This is a genomic window from Radicibacter daui (genome assembly GCA_030657355.1).
Lineage (GTDB): Bacteria > Pseudomonadota > Alphaproteobacteria > Radicibacterales > Radicibacteraceae > Radicibacter > Radicibacter daui.
This window is the reverse complement of the sequence record CP131056.1, coordinates 3,017,975-3,038,791: the sequence shown is the minus strand read 5'-3', so window position 1 is coordinate 3,038,791 and position 20,817 is coordinate 3,017,975. Positions and strand designations below refer to the sequence as shown.

Below are 20,817 nucleotides of genomic sequence, written 5' to 3'. Positions count from 1 at the left end.
TCATGTATTGTTGGGTTTTTGGCGGGATTTTTTCACAGTATTGGGTTGGGTGTAAGTTATGACGTGTTGAAGTTCCATGTATATGGAGATCCCACGTTTCATTTCGGTTTTTTGTATAATGTGGGTTTTTTGATGGGCATTCACATATCTATGGCTATTGTTTTTCAATTGGGTAGAGGGTCAGGTGATGTCGAATAAAGCGTGTAATTATTAACGTTATTATTATGCTTTATTTGATTAGCATCGGCTTTACCGCCATCGGGTCGCCGCCCCGGAAATAGGCCAGATTCATGCGGAAGCTCTGGGCGATGCGTTCGGCGCGGTCGATGAAAAGGGCAGCGGCATCTTCCGGGCACAGGCGATGCACCGTCTGGCCGAAAAGTTCGAGCCAGCGCGTAAAATGCTCGTCCGCCAGCTGCGGCAGCGCCATGTGCTTGGGCATCGGGCGGCCGTCATAACGCCGGGTGCCAAGCAGAACGGAAGACCAGAAATCCACCATGGTGGCGAGATGGTCCGGCCAGGCGCTGTCGGCGATTACATCCGCGAAGACCGGGCCGATCAGCGCGTCCTCGCGCACCGCGTCATAAAAGCCGTACACGACGCGGGTGATCAGCGCTTCGTCGAGGCCATCGGGGCGCAGGCGGCCGTTGGGCATCATCTGGCGCGTGCGGCTGGCGGCGGGATGATGTTCTCCCTGACCGGCCTCGCCGAGAGGGATATTGGTGTCATGGCTCATGGCAAAAGGCTCCTCATGCCGACCTGGCGGAACATGGGGCGCTTTCCGGCGGGAGGTCGTTCTTTATCAAGAAGTGACACCGGCGTTTTACAGCCTTCCGCTGCACCGCACTATGATCTCGCTCATGACATTCCGTCCCAGCCCTGCAGGGCTGCCCCGCAACGGTTGATTGCCTCGCCGGTTGCCGGTGATAGGGTGGCGGTCCCATGCCAGCCGGGGAAGGGAGAGGGCCATGAAGCCGCGCATCAAGATTTGCCAGATCCACGATACCGTCGAGGCCTGGATGGCAATTGCGCGCGGGGCGAGCCTCATCGGCCTTGTTGCCGATGTTCCCGGCGAGGCCTTGCCGCCCGAAGATATCGCCGACATCGCAGCCTCCTGCCCGCCGGGAGTGATGACGGTGCTGGTGACACAATCGGTCGCCGCGGCACCGGTGATTGAACTGGCGCGGGAAACCGGGGTCGGCGCCATCCAGCTGCTGGAGCCGTTGACGGACGGCCATCCGGGCGAACTGCGCGAAGCCCTGCCGGGCATCAAGATCATCCAGGCGGTGCGGCTGGCCGGGGCCGGGAGCTTTGGTGCGGCGCTCAATCTTTCGTCGCTTGCGGATGCGCTGCTGATCTCTGGTGCTCATCACGAACTCGACAGGCAGGCCCTTGCCCTGCCGGACCTCGCACTCGCTCGCCGGGTGGTGGAAGAGGCGCATTGCCCGGTCTTCCTTTCCGGTGGCCTGACGCCGGAAAATGCCGCCCAGGCGCTGGCGGTGGTGCGCCCCTTCGGGCTCGATGTATCGGCGGGCATCGCCACCTCAGGTGGGCTCGACGAGGGCAAGCTGCGCAGCTTCATGGAAGAAGCCGGTTAGGCAACAAGCGTTCGACCGTTCAAATCGGCGGCTGAGAATTCAAGCGGGGAACCGGGTTTTCACCCATCCTGATGGTAATGGTGACCGGTAGCCCCCCCTTCCCCCGGGGGCTTTCGGCACGATCCAGGTGGGAGAGAAGGCCATGACCCAGTTTGATGATCTGCGCCAGCCTGGCGGAGCACTCGCGGCCCCGCTCGGCCGCCGCAGCCTGCTTGCCGGCACGGTAGGCCTTGCCGCCGCCACGGCCTTGCCGCGTCCGCTTTATGCCGCCGCGCCGCTGCATCGCTTCACCCATGGCGAGTTTGAGGTGAGCGTGGTGAGCGACGGATATCTTGTGCTCTCCACCGACCTGCTGGCGTTCGATACGCCGGCTGCCGAGCGCCAGCCGGCGCTGGCAGTAACGGCCGGGGGGGCGACGATGGATTTTCCCGCCAACCTAACCCTGCTGCGCCGGGGCGACGAGCTGATGCTGTTCGATACCGGTTCGGGCTCGCAGTTCGATCCGCATGCCGGCAAGGTGGAGGAAAATCTGCGCGCGGCTGGTATCGACCCCGCCAGCATTACGGCCGTCATCTTCACCCACGGCCATCCGGATCATCTCTGGGGCACGGCGGTCGGGGAGAAGGGCCTGCGCTACCCAAACGCCCGTTATTATGTGGCGGCGGCGGAATGGGATTTCTGGAACGATCCCGATCTTTTTACCAAGCTGCCGAAGGAACTGCATCCCTTCATCACCGGCGCACAACTGCACTACAAGGCGATAACCGAGCGGGTTGTCCGGGTGAAGCCGGGCGATGATATCGTCACCGGCGTGCGCGTGCTGGCAACCCCCGGCCACACGCCCGGCCATGTGTCGTTCGAGGTGGCGGGTGGTGACGGGCTCATCATCACCGGCGATGCTGTCGTGGCGCCTTGGCTGTTCTTCCCGCATCCGGACTGGAAGTTCGGCTTTGACGGCGACCCCGATCAGGCCATCGCCACCCGCAAGGCCCTGCTGGATCGCGTTGCCACCGACAAGACACTGATGCTGGGTTACCACTGGCCCTGGCCGGGCCTTGGCCGGGCGGAGCGGGATGGCGGTGCCTACCGGTATGTAGCGGCGACTTGATTATCCTTCCCCGCCAGGGCGGGGAAGGTGCCGCGTAAGCGGCGGATGGGGGTAATGAGGAATAGCTGGTCGCAGGCCTTCGCCTGGAATTGGCTCATTACCCCCACCGGCCCTCACGGGCCACCTCCCCATGAATGGGGAGGGTTTTTATGGTTCAAAGCTTCGCCAGCAACCGTGCCTTCGTCGCCTCGTCGCAGAACGCCGCTTCCAATGCGTTGCGGGTGATACCCCGCAGCGCGGGTTCATCGAGCCCGAACTCGCGCTCAGCCACCGCATATTCCCCGCCGATGGAGGCGCGGAAGAAGGGCGGGTCGTCGCTGTTGAGGGTGACGATCACGCCGGCCTCGCGCAGCTTCAGGAACGGGTGGTCGGCATAGGTCGGAAACTTGTCGATGATGAGCACATTGGAGGTGGGGCACACCTCCAGCACGATGCGCTCATCGGCAAGGCGCCTTACAAGATCGGCATCGAAGATCGACTGCACGCCGTGGCCGATGCGCTTTACCGGCAGATTGTCGATGGCGTTGCGCACCACTTCCGGCCCGCCGGTCTCGCCCGCATGTACGGTGCAGGGCAGGCCCGCCTCATGGGCGATGGTAAAGGCCGGGGCATAGTCGCTGCGGCGGAAATCCACCTCATTGCCGCCCATGCCGAAGCCGACGAGATGGGGATGGCCGACATGCCGCGCGGTCTCACGCGCCACTTCCACTGCCTTCTCCGCCCCGAAATGCGAGACGCAGGTAACGATGATGCGCCCGACAATACCGAAATCGCGCTCTGCATCGGCAATGCCGGCGGAAATGCCGTCGAGATGATCCTTGAAGCTCATGCCGTTCATCGCGGCATGGTCCGGGCTCGAGAACATCTCGACATAGATCGCGCCGTCCTCGTGGCACTGGCGCAGATAGTCCCAGGTTACGTCGCGATAATCTTCCGGCGTGCGGATGACGGAGCTTGCCGCGTCATAGACGGTGAGGAAGTGGTTGAAGTGGCTCCAGGCATAGGTCGTCTCATCGGCGAAGATCTCCGCCGGCAGGCTCACACTGTGTCGCGCCGCCAGCTTCTTGACCAGTGCCGGGGTGGCAGTGCCTTCGAGATGGACGTGCAGTTCGGCCTTGGGCAGAGCCTTGAGAGCGGCGGAGAGGGGCATGGAGGGATGCTTTCAGGCCGTTGAGACGGGAGAGGGTTACTCGTCGTGCGCCGTGATATCGGCGCCGATGGTGCTGGCGACCGCGCCCGGCAGGGGTGTGTCGCAGGCGATGGTGTCATCCAGCTTCTCCTGCCGGTGCAGGCGGGTTTCGCGATAGAGGATGTAGAGACCGGCGCCGATCACAATCGGAGCGCCATACCAGAAGCCCCGCTGCGGCAGGTCGCCCCAGAAATAATAACCGAGCCCGATGGTCCAGAAGAGGCTGGTATATTCAAAGGGCGAAACGATGGAGGCGGGCGCAGCGCGATAGGCCGAGGTCACCAGCGTCAGCGAGAAAGTGCCGAACACACCGACGGCCAGCAGCAGCGGCAGGCTTTCCAGCACCAGCGGGCGCCAGTCGAAAAGCGCCAGCACGCCGGAAATGGCGCCCATCGAAAGGGTGTAATAGACGCTCATCGCGCCCACGGTTTCCGTGCGGCTCAGCGTGCGGCCGGTGATGGCGCTGAGGGCATAGGCCAAGGTGGCGAAAAGGGCGGCAAGCGCCGCGATGCCCGAACTGCCGCCATTGGGGCCAACCATCACCAGAATGCCGGCAAAGCCCACGATCACCGCAGCCCAGCGGTGGATGCCGACCCGCTCCTTGAGCAGCGGCACCGAGAGGGCGGTGACGAAAAGCGGTGCCGTATAGGCAATGGCATAGGTGTCGGCCAGCGTCATGCGCGACAGGGCAAAGACGAACAGCACCAGCATGATGCTGCCCAGCACACCACGCGCCAGCATAAGGCCCTTGCGCGGAGACGCCAGCGAGCGGAAGCCGCCCTGGAACGGCACGACGGCCAGCACGAAAGGCAGGCCGGCGGCCGAGCGCAGGAAGGTGACCTGTGCCGGCGAATACCATTCGGCCAGACCCTTCATCACCGCGTCCAGCATGGTGAAGGCAACGACGCCGGCGCACATCAGGAGGATGCCGCGCAGCGGATTGTTATGGCCGGCGGCCGGAGCGGAGGTGGTCATGATGGGAAGGCCTGAATAAAAGCGGTGCCGCAGGGCACCGGAAACCGCGGTTAGCGCGAATTGCGTTCCGGCGTGGTGATGATGCCGGCCTGTGGGCGCATGAGGCGCGAGAGCAGCGCCGGGCGGAAGAGCGAGACACCGCTCGTACTCTCCCGCCACAGGATGATGAGGCCGGAGAGCACGATGATGCCGGCGCCGACAAACACCCAGAAATCCGGGAAGTGGTTGAAAAGCAGGGCACTTGCCAGCACGCCCCAGATCAGCTGGCTGTACTGGATCGGCGCGATGGTGACGGCCGAAGCACGGCGGTAGGCGTTGACCAGCAGCAACTGGGCGATGAAGGACAGCATGCCGCAGGCTGCGGTGAGGCCCAGATCGACGATAGGCATCGGCTCATAGACCCAGGGCAGCAGTAGCCCCATGGTCAGGATATTGGCCAGCATGGGATAGATGATCATGGTGCCGCTGCGCTCTTCCGGCCCGATCTTGCGCATGATGATGGCGCTGGTTGCGGAGGTGAGGGCGGAGAAAAGGCCGCAGGCATGGCCGATATTGAGGTCGCTGAAACCCGGCCGCAGCACGATAAGCACGCCCACCATGGCCAGCACCACTGCAAGGCTGCGCTTGATCCCGACCCGCTCACCGAGAATGGGGATCGACAGCACGGTCACGATCATCGGCGAGGTGAAGAGCAGCGAATAGGTCTCGGCAAGGCCGAGCTTGTTGAAGGCATAGAAGGTGGAGGGTGTGCCGAGCGTGGCCGCCAGCGCGCGCAGCGTCAAAAGCCAGGGGTGGCGCGGACGCAGCGAGGCTTCTTCCTTGCTCACCGCGATCATCAGCGAGGTGGGGATGAGCGCAAAAAGCAGGATGAAGAAGACGATCTGGAACGAGTGATACCCGTGGGAGAGCAGCTTGACGAAGGTGTCGTGCAGGGAAAACAGCGCGAAGGATGCCACCGCCAGAGCGACTGCCCTGCCCACGCTTTGCCGGTAATCCACCATGGCTGCCTGCCTCCCCCACCGTAAAGGGCGGGTCCTTCAGCCGGGCCCGCCTCGTTCTTCTGTCGTCCCCGGCACGTTGTCCCCGCCGGATGTCACAGGGCCAGCGCCTCTTCGGCGCTGAGCCGGCGTGCCACCAGCGGCCCCCGTGCCGCCGGCTCCGCGCCAACCGCAAAGGCAGCACGGATACTGGCTGCCGCCGCATCGGCTGCCGCTTCGCTGGCCGCATGCACCACCGCCAGCGGCCGGCCGCCGGGGCCAACTGCTTCGCCGATGCCGGCAACCCCGGCAAATCCGACCGAGTGATCGATGGCGTCGCCGGTGTTGCGCCGCCCGCCCCCGAGCTCGATGACCGCCACGCCGACGGCGCGGGTATCGATCCGGGTTACGAAACCGCTCTCAACACTCTGTATTTCCCGCACTACCGGGGCGGCGGCAAGGTACTTCTCCGGCTTTTCCATGAAATCGGCCGGGCCGCCGAGGCCGCAGACCATCCGGGCGAAGCGTTCGGCCGCCCGCCCATCGGTGAGGGAGGCAAGGCAATCCGCCCGCGCCGCCTCGTTATCCTTGTGCACGCCGCCCAGCACCAGCGCCTCGGCGCTCAGCTCCACCGTAATGTCGCGCAGGCGCTGGTCGCCCTTGCCGGTTGCCAGCATCTGCACCGATTCCAGCATCTCCAGCGCGTTGCCGGCGGTGCGGCCCAGCACTTCGTTCATGTCGGTGATAAGGGCCGTGGTGGGCAGGCCGGCACCGTTGGCCACGCGTCCGAGGCTGCCGGCGAGCGAGACGGCATCCTCCAGCGTGCTCATGAAGGCGCCGGAGCCGAACTTCACATCCATGATCAGCGCGCCGAGGCCGGCGGCGAGTTTCTTGGAGAGGATGGAGGCGGTGATGAGGGAGATGGATTCAACCGTCGCCGAGATGTCGCGCACCGCATAGATGCGCTTGTCCGCGGGGGCGAGGTCTGCCGTCTGGCCGATGATGGCGCAGCCTGCCTCCCGCACCACCTTGCGGAAAAGGTCCAGCCCCGGCTGCGTCTGGTACCCCGGAATACTGTCGAACTTGTCGAGCGTGCCGCCGGTATGGCCGAGGCCGCGGCCGGAGATCATCGGCACGAAACCGCCGCAGGCCGCGATCATGGGGCCGAGGATGAGGCTTACCTTGTCGCCGACGCCGCCGGTGGAATGCTTGTCGATGGCCGGGCCCGGGAGGTCGGACCAGTCCAGCACGGTGCCGGAATTCATCATCGCGCGGGTCAGGGCCACGCGCTCGTCCCAGGTCATATCGCGGAAGAACACGGCCATGCAAAAGGCGGCCACCTGCGTCTCGCTGACGGCGCCGGACCCGAGACCCTCGATAAAGCCGGATATTTCCCCGGCGGTGAGCGCGTAACCGTCGCGCTTCTTGCGGATGATTTCCTGCGGCAGCATGGCCGTTCCTCCCGATCTTGCGGGGCGGGGCTCTTGCCGTTGCCGGAAGGGGTGCCCCGCGCCCTTTTATCTGGAAGTCGCGCCCGCGCCCGGCTTGTCGGGGTCAGTAACCCGAAGAAGGTCCGCTACCACCACCACCCTGGCCAAGATCGGCCAGCAGGGCATTCAGCAGGCGGCTGGCACCGAAACGGAAGGTGGCAGGGCCGGCCCAGGCCGGACCCAGCAGCGTGTCGGCAAGCGCAAGATACTGTGCCGCCTGCTCGTTGCTGGCAACGCCGCCCGATGCCTTGAAGCCGACGCCGAGATTGCCGTCGGCGATCACCGACAGCATGACGGCAGCCGCCTCCAGCGAGGCGCCCTGGGGTACCTTGCCGGTAGAGGTCTTGAGGAAATCGGCCCCGGCGGCGCAGGCCGTCTGGCTCAGTTTCTTCAAAAGCGCGGCGTCGGTGAAGAGGCCGGATTCGAGGATGACCTTCATCGGCGCGGTGCCGCAGGCTTCCTTGCAGGCCGTCAGCACATCGGTAACGGCGGCCATGTCGCCCGCGAGCGCGGCCTTGACCGGCACCACCACGTCGATCTCGTCAGCCCCGGCATCGAGCGCGGCACGGGTTTCGGCAGCCACATCATCGGGCGTGGAAAAACCGCCGGGGAAATTGACGACGGTGGCAATGCGCACGCCGGTGCCGTCCAGCACCGACCGGGCCGCCGGCACGAAGCGGGAATAAACGCACACCGCTGCCACATTGCCAGCCGGTGTTGTGGCTTTGCGGGAGAAGGCGGCAACACTTTCGGCGGTGTCGCTGTCATTGAGGCTCGTGAGATCCATGAGTTGCAGCGCGCGCTGGGCGCTGGCTGCCGTCGGCCGGGCGAGGGCGGCCGAGTTCTTCAGGATTTCTGCGAGGGCGGGGTCGAGCTGCATGATAGGACCGTCAGTCGGAAGAAAGGCCGCGAGCCAGCGCGTCAGCGCGGCAGGGAGGCCGGCAAGGTGGCAAGGAAACGCGGGATCAGTTTTTCAAGACCGGCGGCGGCATCCACCGCGCCGCGCAGCGTCTGCTCGTGGCTCAGTGCTTCGTCGGAAAGGCCCTCGCCCAGATTGGTGATGGCGGCGGTGCCGGTAACCTTGAGGCCGCAATGGCGCGCGACGATGCATTCCGGCACCGTCGACATGCCCACGGCATGGGCGCCGAGCGTCATCGCCATGCGCACTTCCGCCGGGGTCTCGAAAGTAGGACCCATGAAGGCGGCATAGGTGCCGGGCGTCATGGTAAGGCCGACATCCTTGCCGGCGGCCAGTTGGTGCTCCAGCAGCGCCTTGTCCCAGGCATTCGCCATCGGCGGGAAACGCGGGCCGAATTCATCCTCATTGGGGCCGACTAGCGGGTTCATGCCCATGAGGTTCAGATGATCGCCGATCGGCATCAGCGCGCCGGGTCCGATTTCCGGGCGCAGGCTGCCGGCGGCGCAGGTGAGGTAGAGCATCTCGCAGCCGATGAGCTTCATGGCGCGGATCATGGTCTTGAGCGGGGCGGGGCTGTGCCCTTCGTAAAAATGCACACGCCCCTGCAGGCAGGCGACCTTCTGGCCGGCCAGTTCGCCGAGGATCAGCTTGCCGGCATGGCCGGCGACCTTCGGCACCGGAAACCCGGGAATGTCGCCATAATCCAGCACCGCGGTCGGCTTGATGCCGGCGGCAATGCCGCCAAGGCCTGAGCCCAGCACCAGCGCCACACGCGGGGTGATGCCGGGGGCCGCGGCAACGATGGCGTTGGCGGCCTCGTGCGGGCGTCCGGCAAAATCGTCCGTGGTGCCGGCCATGGCTCAGCGCTCCTTGACGTAAGGGATGCCCGCGGCCTTCGGCCCCACCGACTTGCCGACGAAACCGGCCAGAACCAGCACCGTCAGCACATAGGGGATCATCTGCACGAAGGAGCTCGGCACCATGCCGATGAAGGGCAGCGGCACACCCTGGATGCGCACCTGCACGGCATCGGCAAAAGCAAACAGCAGGCAGGCGGCAAGCGTCGGGCCCGGCTTCCACTTGCCGAAGATGAGGGCGGCAAGGGCAAGGTAACCCTTGCCGGCGCTCATGTCGCGGATGAAGCCGGCGCCATGGGCGGTGGAGAGGTAGGCACCGGCAATGCCGCACAGCACGCCGTTGATGACCAGCGCCTGGTAGCGCATGCCGCGCACGGAAATGCCGGCCACGTCGACGGCGGAGGGGTTTTCACCGACCGCGCGCAGGCGCAGGCCAAAGCGCGTCTTGTAAAGCACCCACCAGGAGAGCGGCACGACGGCAAAGGCGACATAGACGAGGATATTGTGCCCGCTGATCAGCCCGTCATAGATCGTGCCGATGACCGGCACATCCTTCAGGGTATCCGCCAGCGGCAGGGTAATGTCCTTGAAGCGCTGGCCGCCCGACAGGTTGGGGGTGCGCCCGCCGAGATTGAACCAGGAGAAAGCGAAGGTCGGACCGAAGCCGGCGATCATGATGTTGATGGCAACACCGGTCACCACCTGGTCGCCATTGAGCGTGACGCAGGCATAGCCGTGCAGCATCGAAATGGCGATGGAAAAGCCGATGGCGGCCAGCAGGCCGAGCCAGGGGCTGCCCGTCAGGTAAGCGACGGAAGCGGCCAGGAAGGCGCCGCCCAGCATCTTGCCCTCAAGCCCCATATCCACGACGCCGGAGCGCTCTGAGAACAGGCCGGCGATGGCGCACAGGATAAGCGGCGTGCCGAGGCGCACGGTGGAGGCGAGGATGGTGACGATGTCGTTGAGATTATCCATCGCTCAGGCCTCCTTGGTGCTTTGGGGGACGCTTTGCCGGGTGAGGCGGCGATACGTCCATTCCAGATAGGGTTTGAACTGGTTTTCCAGCGCGCCGGTAAAGAGGATGACGAGGCCCTGGATGACCACGACGAGGTCGCGGTTCAGCACCGGAATATCGAAGGAAAGCTGCGAGCCGCCCTGGTAGAGCGCACCGAACAGCAGCGAGGCGAGCAGGATGCCGAACGGGTGGTTGCGGCCCATCAGTGCCACCGCGATGCCGACGAAACCGAGCCCGGCGGTGAAGTTGAGCACGATGCGATGCTGGTCGCCCATCAGCACATTGAGGCCCATCAGGCCGCAGAGGGCGCCGGAGATCGTCATCGAGATGATGGTGATCATGGTGGGGGAGATGCCGGCATAGACGGCCGCCTTCTCGTTCTGCCCCACGGCACGCAGCTCATAACCCCAGCGGGTGCGCCAGATGTAGTAGTAGACGGCAACGCAGCACAAAAGCGCGATGACGAAGGAAACGTTGAGCGGGTTTGGCGGAATATTGATGCCGAAATTCAGCAGGATATCGCGCACCTGCGGCAGCTGGCTCGTGACCGCGAAGGTCTCGGATTCCGGGTTCTGCTGGCCGGGGCGGATCAGCACGTCCACCAGCAGGTAGGTCATCAGCGCCGAGGCGATGAAATTGAACATGATGGTGGTGATGACGGTGTGCGCGCCGCGTTTGGCGGCCAGATACCCCGGCACCAGACCCCACACGCCGCCGCAGACCGCGCCGCCGACGATGGCGACCAGCATCACGATCGGCCACGGCGTGCTGCCCATGTAAAGGCAGGCAAGGCCGATGCCGAGACCGCCGATATAACCCTGGCCCTCGCCGCCGATATTGAACTTGCCGCCATGCGCCGCCACGGCAAAGCCGAGGCCGACGAAGATGAGGCTGGTTGCGTAATAAAGCGTGTAGCCGATGTTGTCGGCATAACCGAAGGCGCCCTGGATCAGTACCCACAAGGCATTGATCGGGTTTTCGCCGATAAGCAGGATGAGGATGCCCGAGACCACCAGCGCGGCCAGCAGGTTCAGGATCGGCAGGATCACATTGTAGATCCAGCCGGGTATCTCACCGGGTTTACTGCTTGCGGGGGACGCCATCGGTGCTTGCTTTTCTTGTTCTCTGGATAGGGTCGAATAAGATTTCCGCCCCTCTTTAAGGGGAGGGGCGGCGGGCTTCAGGCTGCCTGGTTCTTCTTCGGGTCGATACCGGCCATCATCAGGCCGAGAATGCGCTCGTCGGCCTCACTGGCGGGCAGCTCGCCCACCACATGGCCGTCAAACATCACCACGATACGGTCGGAGAGCGACATCACCTCGTCGAGTTCGGTCGAGACGACAAGGATGGCCTTGCCGGCATCGCGCATCTCGATGAGGCGGGAGTGGATGAACTCGATGGCGCCGATATCGACACCGCGCGTCGGCTGGCCGATCAGCAGCAGGTCTGGGTCGTTCTCGATCTCGCGGGCCAGCACCAGCTTCTGCTGGTTGCCGCCGGAGAAGTTGGAGCTCTTGTAGGTCGGGCTCGTCGGCCGGACATCGTATTTTTCGATATAGCGCTGCGTCTCGGCGATGATGGCATCGCGGTCCATCAGGATGCCGCGGTTATAGGCCGGCAGGTCGTGATAACCGAGGATGGCGCTTTCTGCGGCTAGGAAGCTCATCACCAGCCCCTCGCGCTGGCGGTCTTCCGGCACATGGCCGACACCGGCCTTGCGCAGCGCGCGGGCATTGAGCTTCGCCGGGTCGCCGGCGATATCCTCGCCCTTGTAGAGGATCTGGCCGGAGGCAGGCTTCATGATGCCGGAAAGTGCCTGCAAGAGCTCTGACTGGCCGTTGCCGGAGACGCCGGCGATGCCGACGATCTCGCCGGCGCGCACATCGAGCGACACGTCCTTGACCCGGCGTACGCCCTGGCCGTCGATGACGTTAAGGCCGTCAATCTTCAGCACCGTGGCGCCCGGGTTGGCCGGGCCCTTGGCCACGCGCAGCAGCACCTTGCGACCGACCATCAGCTCGGCCAGCTCTTCCTTGCTGGTCTCGGCGGTCTGGCGGTGGGCCACCATCTCGCCGCGGCGCATCACCGACACACGGTCGGTCAGCGCCATCACTTCGCCGAGCTTGTGGGTGATGATGATGATGGTTTTGCCCTGCTCACGCAGCTGGCGCAGGATGCGGAAGAGTTCATCCACTTCCTGCGGCGTCAGCACGCCGGTGGGTTCGTCGAGAATAAGGGTGTCGGCGCCGCGATAGAGCGCCTTCAGGATTTCCACGCGCTGCTGGATGCCGACCGGCAGATCTTCCACGACGCTGTCGGGGCTGACCTCAAGGCCATATTCGCGCTCCAGCCGCTCCAGCTCGGCGCGGGCCCTGGCCATGCCGGCGGCGAGCTTCATGCCGCCTTCAACGCCGAGGATGACGTTTTCCAGCACGGTGAAATTGTCCACCAGCTTGAAGTGCTGGTGCACCATGCCGATGCCGGCGGCCAGCGCGTCCTTCGGGCTGGTGATGGTCACGGGCGTGCCGTTCACCAGCACCTCGCCGCTGTCGGCGGAATAGAAGCCGTAAACGATCGACATGATCGTCGATTTGCCGGCGCCGTTTTCGCCGATGATGCCGTGAATGGTGCCCGGCTGGACGGCAAGGTCGATGTCGCGGTTGGCATGGTTGGTGCCGAACCACTTGTTGACCTTGCGCAGCTCAAGGGCGGGCAGGGCAGCAGCTTTCGAGGCGGGCTTGTTCGGGGCCGAAGTCATGCGCTTGAGAATTTCCTTCGGTCAGCGGCACCGCGCCTGCGGCTTGTCGCCAGCGGCCGCGTTGCGCCAGCACTGATCGGGGCAGCAAGGGACCGGCCCCTTCCACGGGGTGAAAGGGGCCGGAACCGGTAGGGAGATCAGGGCGTGTACGGCTCGACCTTGAGCGTACCGGCAATGATCTTGGCCTTGGCGTCATTCACCTTGGCCAGCATCTCGTCGGAGATGAGCGGCTTGTTGTTGTCGTCCATCGCAAAGTCGACGCCGCTGTTGGCGAGCGACAGCACTTCATGGCCGCCCTTCCAGGAGCCGTCCTTGGCCGAATTGTAGCAGTCATAGACCGCCACATCGACGCGCTTGACCATGGAGGTCAGCACGGAACCCGGATGGATCCAGTTCTGGTTGCTGTCGACGCCGATGGAGAACTTGCCGGCATCGGCGGCAGCCTGCAGCACGCCAAGGCCGGTGGCGCCGGCTGCGGCGTAGACAACGTCCGCACCGCGGTCGAACTGCGACTTGGCAAGTTCGGCGCCCTTGGTCGGGTCGGTCCAGGCAGCGGGGGTGGTGCCGGTCATGTTCATGAAGACTTCATCGCCGGAGGCGACGTACTTCACGCCCTGCTCGTAGCCGTGACCGAAGTTACGGATGAGCGGGATGTCCATGCCGCCAACGAAGCCGACCTTGCCGGTCTGCGACTTGAGCGCGGCGATCATGCCGACGAGGAAGGAACCTTCCTCTTCCTTGAAGGTGTAGGAGCGGATGTTCGGCACATCTTCGATAGCGGAGTCGACGATGCAGAACTTCACATCCGGGAATTCCTTGGCGACGGTGCGCATCGCCTCTTCCTGGGCGAAGCCGGCAGCCGCAATCACATTGGAGCCGCGGCGGGCCATGTTGCGCAGGGCCTGTTCACGCTGGGCTTCGTTGGTGATCTCGAACTCGCGGTACTTGACGCCGCTGTCCTTGGCAAACTTCTCGGCGCCGTTGTAGGCGGATTCGTTGAAGGACTTATCGAACTTGCCACCCATGTCGAAAATAATCGCCGGGCTGACGTCAGCGGCGCTCGCCGCGCCAGCCGCCAGAGCGGTGGTGGCGGAGAGAACAGCAAGCAGCTTCTTCATGACTTGTTCAATGCTCCCGTGTTCGAGGTTATCGGCGAAGAAGATAGACAGCTTCCCGGAGCGTCAACAACAGTTCTTTGCCGCTTTGCTTGGCAGTGCGGGTAAATGCCTCTGTCTTGGGCTTCTCGCTCGTGCGAATGCTGCAAAAAGGGGCGTTACAGCCTGCCATTTATTGCGCGGCGTGTCAGTGCCGCGGTGCTTTCCATGCGACTCTTCGACCAGATGGTCAAACAAATTCCGGAAACCGGCTTCCCGCACGGGCTGCCGGATGGAACCTCAAAGGACGGGGGGCGGGGCGCCGTTGCGCTCGATGAAGGTGGAAAGCACCACCGAACTCGCCGTCGAGCCGAAATTGTTGATGACGTTCAGCACTTCGTCCAGATGCTGGATCGACCGGCAGGCGAGCTTGATCAGCATGCTGTCCTCGCCGGTGATGTGGTGGCACTCCAGCACCTCGTCCCGTGCCTCCAGCGCCTTGCGCACCTTGGGGTAGAGCTCGCTCGGCGTACGCAGCCGCACGAAGGCCGTCAGCGGGTAGCCGATGCGCCCGCGGTCCACCACCGCCCTGTATCCGGTCACGATGCCGAGATCCTCGAGCCGGCGTACCCGCTCGGCGGCGGCCGGGGCCGACAGGCCGACAAGGCGGCCAAGCTCCGCATAGGTCAGCCGGGCGTCGTTTTCCAGCGCCTCCAGAAGGGCAAGGCTGATCGGGTCTAGCTGCAGTTTCTGGGTCACGGCCGGGGTCGGGCTCCTGCCTTTTCACGAAGCGGCGGGTGGGGGACGAGCAGGGGGAAGAAATCCTGATCGGGCGCCGCCATGGTGCAACTCTGCCAGCGGGGCGGCAAGCACTGCCGGTGGGGCTGCGTTATATCCATGGAGGGCCTTTCTTTTGTTGCCGCCTGCCGGGTCATACCGGAGGATGCTTGCCTGGACGCGGTGTTATTTCGCAATATCTTATACGTCATTCGAAAGACGTGGGCGGCGCTCCCGTCTGCAGCCGGCAGAAAAGGGAGGCGCCGATGCGGTTGTCGCTGCGGCGGAAGCACAGGAGCAAGGCCGGCGGCGCGGGGAAGCGCTTGCGGCGATCTGTCCTCGGCTTCTGTCTTGCGGGTCTCGCAGCGGCGCTGCTGGCAATTCCGGCCGGGGCGCAGCAACGGCGGCCCTCCGCGCCGCAGATCAGCTGGTACATCTTCGATTTTCCGCCGGTCTTCATCCTCTCCGGGCCGGATACCGGTACCGGCAATGGCGATGTCTGGCTCAGCTATTTCATCAGCGTGCTGCCGCAGTTCCGCCACCGCATCGTGACGGCCAGCATCTCGCGCATGATGACGGATATCGCCCGTGAGCAGGGGGCCTGCACGACCAGTGTCATTCCCAATGCGGAACGCGCCAAATTCATGGCCTTCAGCCGCCATTTCTGGCGCGTGCAGCCCACCCGGGTGATTTATCCGGAAGGGCTTGCCCCCTCGATCAACCTCTACCGCGCAGCGGATGGACAGATCGATGTGGCAGGGCTGGCCCGGGACGAGACGTTGCAGGGCGGTTATATCGACCGTCGCTCCTATACCCCGGCCATCGATGCTGCCATTGCTTTGCTCAAGCAGCGCCGGGGCGGCTGGGCGGTGACCGGCTCGGAAGGGGCGGTGGAGATGCTCGCACTTGGCCGTGTCGACTACACCTTCGGCTATCCGTTCGAGCTGCGCTACCTGCTGCATCGCCGCGGCAATGGGATGCCGCTGGCAAGCGCCGGCGCGGCCGGCGATCCCGAAGTGGTGGAGGCGCATATCGCCTGCTCGAAGGAGGCGGTTGGCGAAGCGCTGCTGGCGGCACTGGACGACGTGCTGGATGCCGCCCCGCCACCGCCCTCGACGCTGCAGGCAAGCTATCGCTGGACGCGGCCCGAAGAGCTGTCGCTTGTGCTCTCGCGAGGGCCGGGGCAGCAGTAGCAGAGTAACGCGCTCTTATTTCTGACTAACCTGTCATTCTTCTGCCGGCCCGGACGGTTCAGTCGATATTTCGGCGATGCTGCCATGCTGTTCACGCACCGGAGCATTGCTTTTTTTAAAATTGAAGCAGCTGTTGATGCCTAAGATAGTAATTTGCTTTCGCGATTAAACAGGTTCCTGGAGTATTTGTGCGGGTTTTTACTATAATTTTTGGCTTTGTTCCCGCTGTGTGGATCGTGCTGGCCGGCCTTGCCGGCATTCAGCCGGCGCGGGCTGGGGATCGGCCTGTCGTGCGCTGGTATATGCCGGACTTTGCTCCGCTCTCCATCCTCGACGGACCTGATGTCGGCACCGGCAGCGCCGATGTGGTGCTTCATTATCTGATCGGCCGTATGCCGCAGTTTGACCATCGCCTCCTGCCGGCCACCTTTTTGCGGCTGGAGCAGGACAGTGCGCATTATCACGATATCTGCGCGCCCACCGTGCTGGCGACGCCTGAGCGGATGAAGCAGCTGATCTTCAGCCATCATGCCTGGCGCGTTGCGCTGGCCCGGGTGGTGTTCATGGATGCGGAGCGCGCGTCGCTGAGGCGTCACATCCGGCCGGATGGCCGCATGGATACCGTGTCGCTGCTGAGTGATGCCGGCCTTTCCGGCGGTTATGTCGCTGGCCGCAGCTACACTCCGGCCATCGATACAGCGTTGGCTGCCGTCAGCCGGTCCGCGGTGGTGACTGCGCTTTCCTCGCAGGAAAGTGCGCTCAAGATGATGGAGCTTGGCCGGCTCGATTATGCCTTCGGCTATTCCTTCGAACTGCGCTACGCGCTGGAGAAAAAGGGTGTCGCGGTGGCAAGCGCGCCAGCACTGGGGGATGCCGCCTGGCAGCACGGGTTCTTTGCCTGCTCGCGCGGGGCGCTGGGCGAGCAGGTGCTGCAAGCGCTGGATGCCCTCCTGGAGGAGCCGCTACCGGCAGATGTGCAGCGGGCCAGCCACCGCTGGACGCATGAAGACGAGCTGGAACTGGAGACCGGACCGCTTGCCATGGTGGGCGAGCGGTCCTGACGGCAGGTGCTGTCCGGCGGGCCATCGGGCGGCAATGACGGTAACCAAAAGGTCATCTGGCGGAATTCGCCGCAATTTGAGAGAATTGCCATTCATCTCCGGCTCTTGCCCCTGAGGGGACTTTGACACGGTCCAAACCCTTGTTTTTGATCGGGTCTGATGTGCGCTGCCGCCTTTCGCGGGCCGCAACGGCGGTCCTTCTTGGCGCGTGTTGTGTGCTGCTTTCCGCAGCAGGCCGCGCGGAGGAGCGGCCGGCGGTAGACTGGTACGTGTTCGACTTTCCGCCGATCTACATCCTGAGCGGGCCCGACACCGGCAAGGGAACGGCGGATGCCCGGCTCAGGCAATTCATGGCCGGGCTGGACGAATTCCAGAACAGAAAGGTCGTGGCCTCTCCCTCGCGATTGATGGCTGACATGGCGGTCAAGGACGGCGTGTGTTCCATCACCATGCTGCGCACGCCGGAACGGGAAGCGGCGCTGATCTATGCCCAGCATTTCTGGCGGCTGGAGACCAGCCGCGTGATGCTGCGCCCGGACCGTCAGGACCTTTATGCCCGCTTCATGACGGCGGATGGCCGCATCGATCTGGCCGCCATGCTCAATGACGCGGAGTTGACCGGAGTTTTTGTCGCCAAGCGCAGCTATACCGGCGCCATCGACCGCTATGTGCGCGAGCAGTCCGGTCGGCAGGACCGCTTGCTGCAGGTCAACTCGTCCGAAAGCGCCTTTCGCATGCTGGAGCTGGGCCGGGCGGATTACACCTTCGGCTATGGCTATGAGCTGCGTTACTTCAACGACACCCAGCGCGAAGCACTGAAGCTGGCATCGGTCGCGGCGGTGGGCGATCCGCTTTATGTCGATGGCGGCATTGCCTGTTCCAAGGGGCCGGTCAGTACGAGAGTGATCTCCGCCATCGATGCCCTGCTGGATCGCCAGCCCACCACCGACGAGATCGGCGAGGCCAGCCGCCGCTGGCGCGGAGCGGTGGAGGTGGAAACGGAGCCGCGCCTGTTTACGGTGGCGCCGGCGGTAACCAACTGACGTCCATCTGGCTGTTTTTTGTCACCCGCTGCATACTGGCGGATGTTGAAAAACCGCTTGAGGTGGGGTCAGCATGCTGCCTGTGGCGACCGGATTGTTGAAGCGGCTGTGCGGGTCCCGCCCCTTCCTGGCGCTGCTGGTGCTGCCGGTTCTGTTTGGCGCCCTGGCGGTGCGGGCCGATGCTCAGCAACAACCGCAGGCCGGCCTGCGGCAGGTCGACTGGTACCTGCTTGACCTGCCGCCATCCCATATCCGCACCGGGCCGGATGCCGGCCAGGGAACCGGCGATACCCTGCTGCGCTACTTCATGCAGTCCCTGCAAGGCTTCAATCAGCAGGAGCGCGATGCCAGCCTGCAACGGGTGATGATCGATGCCGCGAAGAGGGACGGCGTCTGCGCCGTGTCGCTTCTCTATACGGCCGAGCGGCAGAAGGTGCTTGTCTTCTCCCGCCACCGATGGCGGCTGGAGACCGGCCGTGTGCTGTACCGCCGGCAGGATGCCGCGCGTTTTGCACCCTATATGAGCGCGGACCAGCGGCTGGATCTGGTGGCGCTTGGCAATGACCGCAGATTGGCCGGCGGGTTTGTGGACCAGCGTGTCTATTCCACCGCGATCAATGGCATGATTGCCGCACGGGTGCCGGGCGAAACGCTCTACACTGTCGATAGCAGCGAAAGCGCGGTCCGCATGATGGCGCTGGGCCGGCTGACCTACATGTTCGGCTATCCGTTCGAGGTGCGTTATCTGGCGGCCAGCCAGAATCTCGATCTTGACCTGCTGAGCGCCCCGGCCGCAGGTGACCCCATCTATCGTGATGTCCGTACGGCCTGTTCGCGGGGGCAGGTGGGCGAAAAGCTGATCGCTGCGGTCGATGCCCTGCTGGATAGCCAGCCTTTGCCGGCCGAGGTTGTGGAAGCCTTTTCTCGCTGGATTGGACCGACCGGCTATGTGTTTGAAAACGCGCCGGACTTTAACAACTGATCCCGAAAAAGGGGGCGGCCGGGCCTGGCCCTCTATGCCGCCCCACCCTGTTCGTCAGCCGGCGCGGATACGGGAGAGGAAACCTTTGACCTCCGCCCGCAGTTTTTCCGCCTGACCGGCCAGCACGTCCGACGCCGTCTTGACCGAGCCGGCAACCGTGCCGACTTCGCTGGAGGCGCTTTGAACGCGCGAGATGCCGTCCGCCACTTCCGAAGCACCGGAGGCAGCCTGCGCGGCGTTGCTGGAGATCTCGCCCATCGCGGCGCTCTGTTCTTCCACTGCCGCTGCAATGGTGGCTGCGATCTCGTTTACACGGGCGATGGTGGTGCTGACGGAGCTCATCGCCGTCACCGTGCCGGCGGTGTTTTCCTGCATGGATTTGATCTGTGCCGAAATCTGCTCCGTGGCCCGGCCGGTCTGGGTAGCAAGGCTTTTGACTTCCTGCGCCACCACGGCGAAACCCTTGCCGGCCTCGCCGGCCCGTGCGGCCTCGATGGTGGCGTTGAGGGCGAGCAGGTTGGTCTGCTCGGCAATGCTGTTGATAAGGTCGATGACGCTGCCGATTTCCTGCGCGGCGGTAGCAAGCTGTTCGACGGTGCGGCTCGTCGTTTCTACCTCGTCAACGGCCGCGCGGGCGACGTTGGAGCTTTCGGTTACCTGATGGCCGATCTCGCGGATGGTGCTCGACATTTCCTCCGACGCGCCGGCCACGGCCGCCACATTGGTCGAGGCCTGCTCGACGGCCCGGTTGGCCGCGCTGGTCTGGCTGGAGGCCTCGCGGGCCTGGTTTTCCATCGCCTGGGCGCTGCTCTGCAGCTGGACGGAAGCGGAGGAAAGGCCATCGACCACGGCGCCGACGGTGCTTTCAAACTGGTTGGCCAGATCAAGCAGTGCCTGCCGGCGTGCTGCCGCGGCATCGTCTTCGGTCGCGGCCTGCTTGCGGCGTAGCGTTTCGTTCTCGCGCAGCTTTTCACGGAAGACGGCAATGGCGCGCGCCATGATGCCAATCTCGTCACCCCGCTCGCGCTCGCCGATCTCCACTTCCAGATCGCCCTGCGACAACCTGTTGACGGCGGAGGCCACGCGGGGCAGCGGTACAGTGATGTTGCGGGAGACGGCGATGCTGAGGGCGAGCAGCAGAAGAACGATCACGGCAACGCCGCCACCCAGCTTCATATAATGGGCACGTAGATCGGCCGCGAGGTCGTCGGTATAGACGCCGGTGCCGATAATGAGGTCCCACGGTTTGTAGTAGAGCAGGAAGCTGTCCTTGTTGACCGGCACGTCGCTGCCGGGCTTGGGCCACAGATAGGAGATGGTGGCACCGTCGGGATGGGCGAGGGCAGCCTTGGCAATCTCCTGGAACAGCTGGAAGCCGTTATTGTCCTTGAAGTTCCACATGTCCTGGCCAACCAGCTTGGGGTTGGCACCGTGGGCGACCATCACCCCCTTGGTGTTGAGGGCGAAGAAATACTCGCTGCCACGATAACGGGCCGGCGTCATTTCTTCGCCAAAGCGGGCAAATTTCTGCTCCTGCGTCAGGTCCATCGCGTCGATGGCCTTGGCGCGGGAATAGAGCATCTCGGTTACCGAGCGCAGTTCGCGGATGCGGTCGGCGTGGATGCTCTGGTTTTGCGACCAGCCGGCATAGAAGGTGAGGGCGGCGATGCCCACGAAAGAGGCTACAACCAGCATGTAGATCTTCGTGGAGACGCGAAAACGGCTGAGCAGGGCCATGGGGGCGTTCCTTGTTCCCGGGTGCCGCGGGAGGCGGCGGCAAG

Annotated in this window: 19 protein-coding genes; 6 read left to right on the top strand and 13 right to left on the bottom strand. The window is 64.2% G+C overall.

The features are described from left to right. Nucleotides 1-229 precede the first annotated feature (229 nt). A complete protein-coding gene (locus tag QTL98_RS14305) occupies nt 230-736 on the bottom strand; it encodes a group III truncated hemoglobin (protein WP_445679139.1) in 507 nt (168 codons plus the stop codon). Between the two features lie 232 nt (nt 737-968). Between QTL98_RS14305 and QTL98_RS14300 the strand changes: the two genes are divergently transcribed. Then, nucleotides 969-1,598 carry a phosphoribosylanthranilate isomerase gene (locus tag QTL98_RS14300; protein WP_445679138.1) on the top strand — a complete coding sequence of 210 codons (630 nt, stop codon included), beginning with the start codon at nt 969-971 and terminating at the stop codon, nt 1,596-1,598. 142 nt (nt 1,599-1,740) lie between these two features. Then, a complete protein-coding gene (locus QTL98_RS14295; RefSeq protein WP_445679137.1) occupies nt 1,741-2,706 on the top strand; it encodes an MBL fold metallo-hydrolase in 966 nt (321 codons plus the stop codon). 154 nt (nt 2,707-2,860) lie between these two features. Here the strand turns inward: QTL98_RS14295 and add are convergent, their stop codons facing one another. The 11 genes from add to QTL98_RS14240 all read right to left on the bottom strand — a co-directional run bounded on the left by add (nt 2,861) and on the right by QTL98_RS14240 (nt 14,739). Then, entirely contained in the window at nt 2,861-3,856 is a 996-nt protein-coding gene (gene add / locus QTL98_RS14290; protein WP_445679136.1) for an adenosine deaminase, read from the bottom strand. 36 nt (nt 3,857-3,892) lie between these two features. After that, nucleotides 3,893-4,870: a DMT family transporter gene (locus tag QTL98_RS14285; RefSeq protein ID WP_445679135.1), complete on the bottom strand. Its 978-nt coding sequence runs from the start codon at nt 4,868-4,870 to the stop codon at nt 3,893-3,895. 50 nt (nt 4,871-4,920) lie between these two features. Continuing rightward, nucleotides 4,921-5,871, bottom strand: a complete 951-nt coding sequence (locus QTL98_RS14280; protein WP_445679134.1) for a DMT family transporter — start codon at nt 5,869-5,871, stop codon at nt 4,921-4,923. 92 nt (nt 5,872-5,963) lie between these two features. Continuing rightward, nucleotides 5,964-7,298, bottom strand: a complete 1,335-nt coding sequence (gene deoA / locus QTL98_RS14275) for a thymidine phosphorylase (protein ID WP_445679133.1) — start codon at nt 7,296-7,298, stop codon at nt 5,964-5,966. Nucleotides 7,299-7,401: 103 nt separating this feature from the next. Then, a complete protein-coding gene (deoC, locus tag QTL98_RS14270; RefSeq protein WP_510637576.1) occupies nt 7,402-8,124 on the bottom strand; it encodes a deoxyribose-phosphate aldolase in 723 nt (240 codons plus the stop codon). Between the two features lie 134 nt (nt 8,125-8,258). Beyond that, complete coding sequence (locus QTL98_RS14265; protein WP_445679131.1) at nt 8,259-9,113, bottom strand: purine-nucleoside phosphorylase; 855 nt, start codon at nt 9,111-9,113, stop codon at nt 8,259-8,261. Between the two features lie 3 nt (nt 9,114-9,116). Further along, a complete protein-coding gene (locus QTL98_RS14260; protein ID WP_445679130.1) occupies nt 9,117-10,088 on the bottom strand; it encodes an ABC transporter permease in 972 nt (323 codons plus the stop codon). A gap of 3 nt (nt 10,089-10,091) precedes the next feature. Further along, a complete protein-coding gene (locus tag QTL98_RS14255; RefSeq protein ID WP_445679129.1) occupies nt 10,092-11,231 on the bottom strand; it encodes an ABC transporter permease in 1,140 nt (379 codons plus the stop codon). Between the two features lie 77 nt (nt 11,232-11,308). Continuing rightward, nucleotides 11,309-12,886 carry an ABC transporter ATP-binding protein gene (locus QTL98_RS14250; RefSeq protein ID WP_445679128.1) on the bottom strand — a complete coding sequence of 526 codons (1,578 nt, stop codon included), beginning with the start codon at nt 12,884-12,886 and terminating at the stop codon, nt 11,309-11,311. Nucleotides 12,887-13,023: 137 nt separating this feature from the next. Next, nucleotides 13,024-14,004 (bottom strand): BMP family lipoprotein, encoded by a 981-nt coding sequence (locus tag QTL98_RS14245; protein ID WP_445679127.1) that lies wholly within the window; start codon nt 14,002-14,004, stop codon nt 13,024-13,026. A 276-nt stretch (nt 14,005-14,280) separates the two neighbouring features. Continuing rightward, nucleotides 14,281-14,739 carry an Lrp/AsnC family transcriptional regulator gene (locus tag QTL98_RS14240; protein ID WP_445679126.1) on the bottom strand — a complete coding sequence of 153 codons (459 nt, stop codon included), beginning with the start codon at nt 14,737-14,739 and terminating at the stop codon, nt 14,281-14,283. 341 nt (nt 14,740-15,080) lie between these two features. Between QTL98_RS14240 and QTL98_RS14235 the strand changes: the two genes are divergently transcribed. The 4 genes from QTL98_RS14235 to QTL98_RS14220 all read left to right on the top strand — a co-directional run bounded on the left by QTL98_RS14235 (nt 15,081) and on the right by QTL98_RS14220 (nt 19,036). Further along, nucleotides 15,081-15,950 carry a TIGR02285 family protein gene (locus tag QTL98_RS14235; RefSeq protein ID WP_445679125.1) on the top strand — a complete coding sequence of 290 codons (870 nt, stop codon included), beginning with the start codon at nt 15,081-15,083 and terminating at the stop codon, nt 15,948-15,950. 290 nt (nt 15,951-16,240) lie between these two features. Beyond that, a complete protein-coding gene (locus QTL98_RS14230; RefSeq protein ID WP_445679124.1) occupies nt 16,241-17,011 on the top strand; it encodes a hypothetical protein in 771 nt (256 codons plus the stop codon). Between the two features lie 215 nt (nt 17,012-17,226). Next, the gene (locus QTL98_RS14225; protein ID WP_445679123.1) at nt 17,227-18,054 is read left to right on the top strand and encodes a TIGR02285 family protein; all 828 of its coding nucleotides are present in this window, start codon (nt 17,227-17,229) and stop codon (nt 18,052-18,054) included. A 73-nt stretch (nt 18,055-18,127) separates the two neighbouring features. Further along, the gene (locus tag QTL98_RS14220) at nt 18,128-19,036 is read left to right on the top strand and encodes a hypothetical protein (protein ID WP_445679122.1); all 909 of its coding nucleotides are present in this window, start codon (nt 18,128-18,130) and stop codon (nt 19,034-19,036) included. A 54-nt stretch (nt 19,037-19,090) separates the two neighbouring features. Here QTL98_RS14220 and QTL98_RS14215 read toward each other — a convergent pair whose 3' ends face one another. Beyond that, the gene (locus tag QTL98_RS14215; protein WP_445679121.1) at nt 19,091-20,773 is read right to left on the bottom strand and encodes a methyl-accepting chemotaxis protein; all 1,683 of its coding nucleotides are present in this window, start codon (nt 20,771-20,773) and stop codon (nt 19,091-19,093) included. Between the last annotated feature and the right edge of the window lie 44 nt (nt 20,774-20,817).